This window comes from Oricola sp. (genome assembly GCF_022763245.1).
GTDB lineage: Bacteria > Pseudomonadota > Alphaproteobacteria > Rhizobiales > Rhizobiaceae > Oricola.
Genome location: NZ_JALEGV010000014.1, coordinates 408,132 through 418,323, shown reverse-complemented (window position 1 = coordinate 418,323; position 10,192 = coordinate 408,132). Strand labels below are relative to the sequence as shown.

Genomic DNA, 10,192 nt, shown 5'->3' with positions numbered 1-10,192 from the left:
TTCATGCTCATCTTCACATTCGCAAGCTCGACACCCGAACCGTCAGCCTTCACGCGAACCTTCACATTGTAGTCGATCACACGCTTGACCGGCACCAACACTTTCATTTGCAATTCTCTCCCGTTCTCGTCGGCCCACCCTTAAATCGGGGCCGCATGCGCCACTTGCGCAAAGTCGACATTTGCAGTCGGGACGGGAATGCCGCTTTCCAAATGGGCGGGCAACCCCTAGCCGGACCTAGCAAATCGATTTTATTGACCGATTAATTGACGTGAACGTAAACGTCAATGCGTTTCCCGGACCGCGCCTCAGCCGCGGCCCCAGTTCTGCGGCGGCGGGTCGTCCCGGTCGGATCGGATCGGCGCCTCCTCCAGATCGACGGATTTCGGCGTCACCAGCGCCCGGTCGAACAGCGGCACCGCGCGCCGTTTCAACACCACGACGAGGACGACGCCGGCGAAGAAACCGCCGACATGCGCCGCCCACGACACCCCCTCGTCGGCGAGCGCGACGATCGCCACGAGTTGGTAGGCGATCCACAGCCCCAGCGGAATGAAGGCCGGCAGCCGCAAGGGGATGCGGCCGAAGGCGAGCACCCAGATCCGCACCTTCGGATGCAGCATCAGATAGGCGCCGATCACGCCGGAGATCGCTCCGGACGCGCCGATCAGCGGCGCGGTCGATTCCGGCAGCAGGAGGCCATGCGCCAGCGCGCCGGCCGCCGCGCAGGCGGCATAGAAGACGAGGTAGCGCACATGCCCCAGCGCATCCTCCACATTGTCGCCGAACACCCACAGGAACAGCATGTTGGAGGCCAGGTGCATGAAGTCGCTGTGCAGGAAGGAATAAGAGACGAGCGAGAATTCCTCGGGGATGTAGACATAGCCCGGCGGCAATTCGATCACGTCGTTCACCACGGCCGGGATGTAGCCGAACGAGATGACGGCCGCCGCATAGGCGCCGTCGAGGATGTTCAGATTGACGATGAGATAGACGATCACATTGGCCGCGATCAGCGTCAGCGTCACATATTGCGCCTTGATGTGCTTGAGATTGTTGGCGTCATGAAGCGGAATGAACATGAAGGCGACCGGTCCCGAACGTGATCGCCCGGGTCCTAGACCAATTTGCGGCCGGAGGGAAATCGATCCTGCCCGTCGGCGCCCGTCAGGCGTGGCTCTCCGGCGCGACCGTCCGGCGGATGGCGACGCCGTCGCGGCCGGGCGGCGCGCCGAACATGCGGCGGTATTCGCGGGAGAACTGCGACGGGCTCTCATAGCCGATGGCGAAACCGATCTGCGCCACGTCGGCGCCCTGCGCGAGAAGCAGCCGCCGCGCCTCCTGCAGACGGAGCGTCTTCTGGAACTGCACCGGCGTCATGTCGGTCGCCGCCTTGAAATGGCGGTGGAAGGTCGCCGGGCTCATGCCGGCCAGCCCGGCGAGATGCGCCACGCTGATCGTCTCGGTGAAATTCTCCCGCACCCAGGCGATCGACCGGCTGATCCGCGCCGTGCGGCTGTCGGCGAGGCCGATCTGGCGCATCATCGCGCCCTGCGGCCCGTTCAGCAGGTGCCAGAAGATCTCGCGCCGGACCATCGGTGCCAGCACCGCGATGTCGCGCGGATTGTCGGCCAGCGCCAGCAGCCGCTCCATCGGGCCGATCAGGTCCTGGGCCAGCGGATGCACGCTCAGCGCCGCGGACGGCGGCACGGTCGGCGCCTCGCCGTTGGCGATTTCCAGCAGCAGCTCCGAGACGACCGCCGGGTCGATGTCGAGGACGAAGGCGACATAGGGCGCTTGCGGCGACGCATCGAGGATCCGCGCCCGGATCGGCACCTCCAGCGACGTGATCAGGCACTTGCCGACCTCGTAGCGATAGGTCTGCCCGCCGAGCTGGCTGATCTTCGATCCCTGCAACACGACGCAGAGCGACGGCCTGTAGACGCCGTGCAAGAGGCCGGACGGCGCCTCCATGACGGTCACGTGGAGCCCCGGCAGCGGGGTTTCGCGCCCGTGGCGCTTCCAGAGCGCCACTGCGCGGGACTTCAGGGTTTCGAGGCGGGCCGTGTCCATGGTCCGAGACTAGCCGAACGCGCCCCCGCGGTGAAAGCGCCGGCGCGGCGGATTGAGAGGATCAGGCAGAAATTCGCGAGGATCGGCGTGGCGTCGCCCGCCGGGCCGTCCCCACATTCGCCCCACGCCGCGGCCGTCCCGGTCCCGGCGCTCCACGAAAGGGACATCCATGCGTTATCGTCGTCTCGGCCACAGCGGCCTTTTCGTTTCCGAACTCTGCCTCGGCACCATGACCTTCGGCGGATCGGACGACATGTGGGGCCATATCGGCAAGCTCCGACAGGAGGAAGCCGACGGCCTCGTCCGCACCGCGCTCGACGCGGGCGTCAACTTCATCGACACCGCCAACATCTACGCGACCGGCAAGAGCGAGGAGATCCTCGGCCAGTCGCTCCGGAACCTCGGCATCGCCCGCGAGGACGTGGTGATCGCGACCAAGGTGCTCGGCCCGATGGGCGCGGGCCCCAACGCGCGCGGCGCCTCGCGCGGCCACATCCTCGACCAGGCGAAGGCGAGCCTGAAGCGGCTTCAGCTCGATCACATCGACCTCTACCAGATCCACGGCTTCGACCCGGCGACCCCGATCGTCGAGACCCTGGAAGCGCTCGACACGCTGGTCCGCCACGGCCATGTCCGCTATCTCGGCCTGTCCAACTGGGCGGCCTGGCAGATCGTCAAGGCCGTCGGCATCGCCGAGGCGCGCCAGCTGGCGCCGATCGTCTCGCTGCAGGCCTATTACACGCTGGCCGGACGCGACCTCGAACGCGAGGTGACGCCGATGCTTGAGTCGGAAGGCATCGGGCTGATGGTCTGGAGCCCGCTCGCCGGCGGTTTCCTCTCCGGCAAATACGACCGCGAGGGCACGACGGCGGAAGGCAGGCGGGTGAATTTCGATTTCCCGCCCATCGACAAGGACCGCGCCTATGACGCCATCGAGGTCATGCGCACCATCGCGGCCGACAAGGGATGCACCGTGCCGCAGGTGGCGCTGGCCTGGCTTCTCCACCAGAAGGCGGTGAGCAGCGTGATCGTCGGCGCCAAGCGGATCGACCAGTTGCAGGACAATGTCGGCGCCGCCGAGGTCTCGCTGTCGACGGAGGACCTGGCCGCACTCGACGCCGTGACGCGGCTTCCGGCGGAATATCCCGGCTGGATGCTCGAGCGTCAGGGCGAATATCGCGCCCACATGATCTGACCGGCCGCCACCGGGCGTCGGTCCTAGCGATTCTCGCCCGGTGTCCAGAGCACGTCGCGCGCGCCGTTCCCGTTGACGGCGCGCGAGGCGACGAACAGGAAATCGGAGACGCGGTTGACGTATTTCAGCGCATGCGCGTTGACCGTCTCGTCCGGCATGGCGGCAAGTTCGACCATCAGCCGTTCGGCGCGGCGCGACACCGTGCGCGCCAGGTGCAGCGCGGCGGCGGCGGGAGAGCCGCCCGGCAGCACGAAGGAGCGCAGCGGCTTCAGGTCAGCGTTCAGCGCGTCGATATCCGCCTCCACCCGCTCGACCTGGCCGGCGGTGACCCGCAGCGGCTCATAGGCCGGCGGTTCGTCGCCTTCCGGCGTGCAGAGATCGGCGCCGAGGTCGAACAGGTCGTTCTGGATGCGCGCCAGCATCGCGTCGAGCGGACCGTCCAGCCCGGCCGTGTGCACCCGCGCCATGCCGATGCAGGCATTGGCCTCGTCGACGGTGCCGTAGGCGGCGACCCTCAGATCGTGCTTCGGCCGGCGTTCGCCGGTGCCGAGCGCGGTCGTCCCGTCATCGCCGGTCCTGGTGTAGATCTTGTTGAGAACGACCATCGAACGCCTCAGCCCGCGCCGTTCGACCGGGCGATGTAGATGCCGATGACGATCACCACCACCGCGATGAACTGCAGGAACACGCGCAGCTGCATCATCTTGTTGGAGAAATTGGCGTCGCCGTTGCGCAAGAGGTTGCGCAGGCCGACGAACAGCACCGCCGCGACGGCCAGCATGATGACGAGAGCGAGATAAAACATGGCATTCCTGTTCCACCGGCATCAAGGCCCGGCACGTCCGTTAGTTAGGTGCTGCGCGCCACAAGTCGATAGAAGAGACCGGCCGGAAGCAGCCATCCGGCCAGGACGCCGAGGCGCGCCTGCGGCGTGACGACGTAATGCGGCCTCGGCTTAGCCGCCGTCAGCGCATGCCGCAAGGCGCGATAGACCCAGCCCGCGGCCCGTCCGCCGTCATCCGCCGTGCCGCCGCCCTCCAGTTCCGCCAGCCGCTTCTCATAGGCACGCGCATGCACGCTCGCCTCCACGTCCACATATTTGCGCACGAAGGCGAGCGCGTTCGCGGCCATCATCGACGGCACCGGTCCCGGTTCGATCAGCGCCACCGCGATCCCGCTTCCTTCCAGCTCCATGCGCTGGGTCAGCATAAGCCCTTCGAGCGCGTATTTGGATGCGACGTATGCGCCGCGCAACGGCGCCGGCAAGAGCCCGAGGATCGACGAGCAATGCACGATGCGGCCATGCCCCTGCGCGCGCATCACCGGCACGACGAGCCGGGTCAGTTCGTGCCATCCGAAAAAATTGGCCTCGAACTGCTCGCGCAGCGCCTCGACCGGCAGGTCCTCCACCGCGCCCGGCTGCGCATGGGCGCCGTTGTTGAAGAGCGCGTCCAGCCGCCCGCCGGTCGCCGCCATCACCGCGTCGAACGTCGCACGGATGCTGTCGGCGTCGCGATAGTCGAGATAATGCGCCTCGAACCCCTCCTCGCGCAGCCTGTCGAGGTCCTGCGCCTTGCGCGCGGTCGCAAACACGCGATATCCGTCTTGCCGCAGGCGTCGGGCGCAGGCTTGGCCGATGCCGGTCGAGCAGCCCGTCACCAGGATGGAAGGCCGATCCGGCGAAATCTGATGTGTCGAGACGTGGTCTGTCATTGTGATCCGAATGAACCCGCAGGAGGGCTTTTCCATATTCGCGCCCCGGAAACAATCGCGCCGGTGACCCCATGCGCCACCGACTGACCGTTCTCAGGCACGTCTTTCAGGACGCCTTCGGCCATTTCAACTCCACCGACGGCTGGGCGCTGGCGAGCCATGTCGCGCTGTCCGCGATCCTGGCGATCTTCCCGTTCCTGATCTTCGCGACGACGCTGGCCGGCTTTCTCGGCGCCGACCGCTTCGCCGAGACGGCGGTGCATCTCGTCTTCGACACCTGGCCGGCGCGCATCGCCGAGCCGATCGCCCGCGAGGTCGAAAGCGTGCTGACCGTGCAGCGCGGCGGCCTTCTGACGGTCTCGGTCGCCGCCGCCGCCTTCTTCGCCTCCAACGGCGTCGAGGCGCTGCGCGTCGCGCTCAACCGGGCCTACCGGGTGGAGGAAACCCGCTCGATCTTCCTCATCCGGCTGCAAAGCCTCGGCTTCGTCATCGTGGCGACCTTCGGCATCATGGCGATCAGCTTGCTGCTCGTCCTCGCCCCGCTCGCCTTCCGCATCGCCCAGCAATGGATGCCCGGCATCGAGGCGCTGTCGGCGTCGATCGCGTTCTGGCGCTTCGCCATCGCGCTTGCCGTCCTCGTCACCGGCCTGTTCGCCGCCCACAAATGGCTGCCCAACGGCCAGCGCAGCTTCGCCTCGCTGATCCCCGGCATCGGCCTGACCCTCGCCGCCTGGGTCATCGGCGCCATGGTCTTCGCGCGTTACCTGGAAAGCTTCGCGACCTATGTGACCACCTATGCGGGCCTCGCCTCGATCATGATCGCGCTGGTCTTTCTCTACATCATCGCAGCGATCTTCATCCTCGGCGCCGAGGTCAACGCCGCCCTCATCCGCCTGCGCGAGGCGCGCCGACTGATGGCGCTGGCGGGATCGGGCGCGCAGAAAGGTTGACGGCTTGTCTGCAATTTGACCGGTCGGCCTAAACCTCTCTTCATCCGACTGCCCTAGGGTCACGGGATCGCCGCAAACGGGCGGAGGTCAGACTGCTTACGCATTTCGACACGACCAGCCTGCTCTATTTCGCCGTCGCCCTCATCGCCGGCGCCTATTTCCTTGCCGCCGCGACGGACAATGTGATGGGCTCGCAGAGCTTCGGCGTCTGGCCCACCATGATCATCCTGATGACCGGCGCCTGCATCGGCTTCCTCGGGATGGACCACCTGCGGCTTCCGGTCGGCGGCGCCGCGCCGCGCGTGCTGTTCTGCCTGTTCGGCGCGTTCTCCTGCCTGGCCCTCTTGACCGTCCTGCGAAGCTTCGCCCGCCGGCTGCATTACTGATCAAGCCCGATCATCCGGCGAATGTCGTCCGGCGTCGCGCCCGCGTCGCGCAGCGAGCGCAGGCTGGTGTCGCGATTGCTCTTCGACAGTTTGCGTCCGTCTTCGGCGAGCACGAGGTCGTGGTGGAAATAGTCGGGCCGCGGCAAGCCCAGGAGTTCCTGCAGCAGCACATGCACCGAGGTCGCGTGGAAGAGGTCACGGCCGCGCACCACATGCGTCACACCCTGCAGCGCGTCGTCGATCACCACGGAGAGATTGTAGCTGGTCGGCGTGTCGCGCCGCGCCAGGATGACGTCGCCCCATGCGTCGGGATCGGCCTCGACCGTGCCCGTCTCGCCCTCCGGCCCGAGGCCCGATTCGCTCCAGGCGAGCGCGGCGCCCGCCCGCTCGACGGCGCGCGCCATGTCGAGGCGCAGGACGTAGGGCGCGTCGTCGGCGCCCGTCTCATGCGCACCGCCCGGATAGAGCGGCGCGCCGTCCGGATCGCGCGGCCAGGCGTCGCCGGCCCGCTCGCGCGCCTCGACCAACCGGCGGATTTCGCCGCGGCTCAGATAGGCGCGATAGACCAGCCCCTCCGCCTCCAGCGCGTCGAGCGCGCGGGCGTAATCGTCGAAATGCGCGGATTGGCGGCGCACCGGCTCTTCCCAGGAAACCCCCAGCCAGGCGAGATCCTCCAGCATGGCCCGTTCCAGCGCCGGCGTGCAGCGTTCCCGGTCGATGTCCTCCACCCGCAGCAGGAACCGCCCGCCCGTCTCGCGGGCCATCTCGAAATTCATCAGCGCCGAATAGGCGTGCCCCAGATGCAGCGCCCCGTTCGGGCTGGGCGCAAATCGGAAAACGGGCCGGTCGTCGGTCATGGAAAGAGGATCGGACAAGAGATGGTGTTCGCACAAGGATCGCCGATTAGGTAGAAACGCCGTCATGGCGATGCAACCGATGAAATCGATCGAGACGCTTCACGACATCGAGGAAGCGCTGACGCGTCTGCGCGTCGCCGACCCGCGCCTTGCCGAAATCGTCGCGCAGTCCGGCGAGGTGCCGCTGCGTCGCACCGAGCCGGGCTTTGCCAGCCTCGCCTCGATCATCGTCTCGCAGCAGGTGTCGAAACAGAGCGCGGCCGCCATCTGGGGCCGCCTTTCCGCGCTGGTCGATCCGCTCGAACCCGCCACCTATCTCGCCGCCGGCGAAACGGCCTGGCGCGAGGCCGGCCTGTCGCGGCCGAAGCAGCGCGCCCTGTCGGCCGTCGCCGAAGCGGTGATCGCCGGCGACCTCGACCTGCACCACCTGTGCACGCTCGACGAGAAGCACGCGATCGCCGCGATGACGACGATCAAGGGGATCGGCCCGTGGACGGCGGAAGTCTATCTTCTCTTCGCGGCCGGCCACCCGGACATCTTCCCCGCCGGCGACGTCGCCCTGCAAACCGCCGTTGGGGAAGCCTTCGCGTTCGAGCAGCGCCCCCGCGAGGCCGAACTGCGCGTGATCGCCGAATCATGGGCCCCGTGGCGCGGCACGGCGGCGCGGCTTTTTTGGGCGTTCTACGCCGCGCGGCGGGCGCGTGACGCCATGCCGCTTTGACGCACCCCCGGCAACGTCTTGAAAAACATGGAATTTCGCCAAAACACGACATTCCATGCGGATGCTTCACAAGGATGTCACAACGCGCTTACTATATGGCCATAACTGGTCGTAATGCGAAGAGGTGAACCGTGACGATAGCGGTCTCGCCGGACAGCCTTCCGGCGCTCGTGCTCAACGCGGACTACCGTCCGCTCAGTTATTACCCCTTGTCGCTCTGGTCCTGGCAGGACGCGATCAAGGCGGTTTTTCTCGACCGTGTGAATATCGTCGCGGAGTATGACCACGAGGTCTCCTCGCCCTCCTTCGCGATGCGTGTTCCCAGCGTCGTCTGCCTGAAAAGCTACGTCAAACCGGCGACCTATCCGGCCTTCACGCGCTTCAACGTCTTCCTGCGCGACAAGTTCGAATGCCAGTATTGCGGCTCGCTCGACGACCTGACCTTCGACCACCTGATCCCGCGCCGCTTCGGCGGCCAGACGACGTGGGAGAACATCGTCACGGCGTGTTCGCCCTGCAATCTGAAGAAGGGCGGCAAGATGCCGCGCGAATCCGGCATGAGGCCGCATCAGATGCCCTTCCATCCCACCGTGCACGACCTGCACAACAATGGCCGAAGTTTTCCGCCCAACTATCTTCACGAGAGCTGGATGGATTACCTGTACTGGGATGTCGAGCTGGAGCCGTAATCGGGCCTCCGGCATTTTTTATCGCGATTGGATCCCGCGCGGGCGCGACGCCCGCTTGGGCAGGGCGTGTCAGGCCTTCGCAGCGCCCGGACGCGCGGCCGCGCGGAACGCGATCGCTGCCAGCGCCAGGCTCGCCAGCACGTTCCAGCCGGCAAAGGACAGGCCGAGGAAGCGCACCGCCGCCTCGTCGCAGGAAGGCGGCTTCACCGTTTCCAGAGCGCCCAGAAGGTTGGTCGCGTCGGTGACGATGCCGCTGGTCGACGCGGTGCTGCAATCGGCGGGGCCCGCCCACCAGTGCCATTCGACGCCCGAGTGATAGACGCCCAGCGCCAGGCCGTAGGCCATCAGGAGGCCGATCACGACCAGAAGGCCGCGCGCGATCCATGCCGGCCATTTGAGCCCCGCGGCCAGCACGGCCGCCAGCCCGACGGGGATGGCGAGATAGTAGGGCGTGCGCTGCGCCAGGCACAGCTTGCAGGGCACGTAGCCGCCGATATGCTCGAAACCCAATGCCGAACCGACCACGCCGGCCATGGCAAGCGTCAGGAAAATCGCCGCGACCAGGTGGCACCGTCGGGCTACGAAGCTGTTCATCGGGTTACTCCGCGTCAATCGAACGCGCCGGCTTTAGCGCATCGCGCCGGCACGGACAAAGGAAACTGCACGACACTGTGTTCAAGCTGCGGCGACGCGCAGTCTCAGCCAGTCGACGAGGAAATAAATGATCGTCGGCCCGCCGATCACCAGCGCCAGCACCCAGACGAGCCCGACCAGCAGGCCGAGCACGACGAAGAGCCCGTCGCGCTCGATCAGCCCGGCCGAGGCGATCGCCACGCCGATGCCGGGCACCGTGTTGGTCAGCGGCAGCGGAACCAGGATCGACAGGCACGGAATGATCAGAAGCGCGCCGAGCGTGCGCATGCCGGCCAGGCCCGTCAGCCCGACGAGGCGCGGATGGGCGAGCCGCTCCAGCCAGCCGGCGAAGCGCTTCACCCGGGCGGTCACGTCCAGCAGCGCCTTCACCGGCAACTGCCGGCGGCGCAGCGTCTCCGGCAGCCAGGGCGACCGGCGACCGCGGGCCATCTGCCAGGCCAGGAACACCATTGGCAGCGCCACGATCTGCGGCAGGAGATAGACGAAGGGCAGGCAGCAGGGCAGCGCCAGGATCAGCAGCAGCAGCGCGAAGGCCCGCTCCTCCAGCGCGTCGCTCAGCGCGCCGAGGCCGATATTGCCGTCGGCGTCGGTTTCCGCCGTGCGCAGGATGTGTTCGATCTTGGCCAGCGCGCCGCGCGGCATGGGCTGGTCCTGCATCGTGTCTTGCGCGTCCACCGGCCTTGTCTCCCGTATTCGCCCGTTCCCCCCGACTTATGGAAAAGCGGGGCCGATTGCCAGTGCATTTCGCCGCCCGGCCAATGCGCCGCTTCACGCCTTGACGCGGCCAGACGGCGCCAATAAAGCTCAGTCGAACTTCGCGTTGCCCCTGTGGCGGAATTGGTAGACGCGCTCGACTCAAAATCGAGTTCCGCAAGGAGTGCCCGTTCGAGTCGGGCCAGGGGCACCACCTTTCTTTCCGCAACGTCGCCCGCCAACCCGTCGCGCGGGGTCCAC

The 10,192-nt window shown here is 67.0% G+C and carries 13 protein-coding genes, 1 tRNA gene and 1 pseudogene; 6 read left to right on the top strand and 9 right to left on the bottom strand.

Annotated elements, in window-relative coordinates; translation table 11 throughout:
• The 3 genes and pseudogenes from MRY80_RS09735 to MRY80_RS09725 all read right to left on the bottom strand — a co-directional run.
• Window positions 1-107, bottom strand: a pseudogene (locus tag MRY80_RS09735) (electron transfer flavoprotein subunit beta/FixA family protein); the annotation flags it as partial.
• Between the two features lie 201 nt (window positions 108-308).
• Complete coding sequence (locus tag MRY80_RS09730) at window positions 309-1,082, bottom strand: rhomboid family intramembrane serine protease (protein WP_293290460.1); 774 nt, start codon at window positions 1,080-1,082, stop codon at window positions 309-311.
• An 85-nt stretch (window positions 1,083-1,167) separates the two neighbouring features.
• A complete protein-coding gene (locus MRY80_RS09725) occupies window positions 1,168-2,073 on the bottom strand; it encodes an AraC family transcriptional regulator (RefSeq protein ID WP_293290458.1) in 906 nt (301 codons plus the stop codon).
• A 169-nt stretch (window positions 2,074-2,242) separates the two neighbouring features.
• On the opposite strand from MRY80_RS09725, the gene MRY80_RS09720 reads away from it, so the two are divergent.
• Window positions 2,243-3,268 carry an aldo/keto reductase gene (locus MRY80_RS09720; protein WP_293290456.1) on the top strand — a complete coding sequence of 342 codons (1,026 nt, stop codon included), beginning with the start codon at window positions 2,243-2,245 and terminating at the stop codon, window positions 3,266-3,268.
• A 23-nt stretch (window positions 3,269-3,291) separates the two neighbouring features.
• On the opposite strand, the gene MRY80_RS09715 is transcribed toward MRY80_RS09720, so the two are convergent.
• From MRY80_RS09715 to MRY80_RS09705, 3 genes are read right to left on the bottom strand one after another with little or no spacing between them, the layout of a single operon-like run.
• Window positions 3,292-3,873, bottom strand: coding sequence for a cob(I)yrinic acid a,c-diamide adenosyltransferase (locus tag MRY80_RS09715; protein WP_293290454.1), 582 nt, complete (start codon window positions 3,871-3,873; stop codon window positions 3,292-3,294).
• An 8-nt stretch (window positions 3,874-3,881) separates the two neighbouring features.
• On the bottom strand, window positions 3,882-4,073 hold the full coding sequence (locus MRY80_RS09710; RefSeq protein WP_293290453.1) for a twin transmembrane helix small protein: 192 nt from the start codon (window positions 4,071-4,073) through the stop codon (window positions 3,882-3,884).
• Between the two features lie 44 nt (window positions 4,074-4,117).
• A complete protein-coding gene (locus MRY80_RS09705; RefSeq protein ID WP_293290451.1) occupies window positions 4,118-4,981 on the bottom strand; it encodes an SDR family oxidoreductase in 864 nt (287 codons plus the stop codon).
• A gap of 71 nt (window positions 4,982-5,052) precedes the next feature.
• Between MRY80_RS09705 and MRY80_RS09700 the strand changes: the two genes are divergently transcribed.
• The gene (locus MRY80_RS09700) at window positions 5,053-5,931 is read left to right on the top strand and encodes a YihY/virulence factor BrkB family protein (RefSeq protein ID WP_293290449.1); all 879 of its coding nucleotides are present in this window, start codon (window positions 5,053-5,055) and stop codon (window positions 5,929-5,931) included.
• Between the two features lie 185 nt (window positions 5,932-6,116).
• The gene (locus tag MRY80_RS09695; RefSeq protein ID WP_293290447.1) at window positions 6,117-6,317 is read left to right on the top strand and encodes a hypothetical protein; all 201 of its coding nucleotides are present in this window, start codon (window positions 6,117-6,119) and stop codon (window positions 6,315-6,317) included.
• Here MRY80_RS09695 and gluQRS read toward each other — a convergent pair.
• Window positions 6,311-7,174 carry a tRNA glutamyl-Q(34) synthetase GluQRS gene (gene gluQRS / locus MRY80_RS09690; protein ID WP_293290445.1) on the bottom strand — a complete coding sequence of 288 codons (864 nt, stop codon included), beginning with the start codon at window positions 7,172-7,174 and terminating at the stop codon, window positions 6,311-6,313. The genes MRY80_RS09695 and gluQRS overlap by 7 nt on opposite strands.
• Before the next feature lie 79 nt (window positions 7,175-7,253).
• Here gluQRS and MRY80_RS09685 point away from each other — a divergent pair, with 79 nt between their 5' ends.
• Together MRY80_RS09685 and MRY80_RS09680 are read left to right on the top strand one after the other, a co-directional pair.
• Entirely contained in the window at window positions 7,254-7,895 is a 642-nt protein-coding gene (locus MRY80_RS09685; RefSeq protein WP_293290494.1) for a DNA-3-methyladenine glycosylase, read from the top strand.
• Between the two features lie 131 nt (window positions 7,896-8,026).
• A complete protein-coding gene (locus tag MRY80_RS09680) occupies window positions 8,027-8,584 on the top strand; it encodes an HNH endonuclease (protein ID WP_293290443.1) in 558 nt (185 codons plus the stop codon).
• A gap of 69 nt (window positions 8,585-8,653) precedes the next feature.
• On the opposite strand, the gene MRY80_RS09675 is transcribed toward MRY80_RS09680, so the two are convergent.
• Entirely contained in the window at window positions 8,654-9,178 is a 525-nt protein-coding gene (locus MRY80_RS09675; protein ID WP_293290441.1) for a disulfide bond formation protein B, read from the bottom strand.
• A gap of 81 nt (window positions 9,179-9,259) precedes the next feature.
• A complete protein-coding gene (locus MRY80_RS09670; RefSeq protein ID WP_293290439.1) occupies window positions 9,260-9,913 on the bottom strand; it encodes an exopolysaccharide biosynthesis protein in 654 nt (217 codons plus the stop codon).
• Window positions 9,914-10,060: 147 nt separating this feature from the next.
• On the opposite strand from MRY80_RS09670, the gene MRY80_RS09665 reads away from it, so the two are divergent.
• Window positions 10,061-10,145 (top strand) — tRNA-Leu (locus tag MRY80_RS09665).
• Window positions 10,146-10,192: the final 47 nt, after the last annotated feature.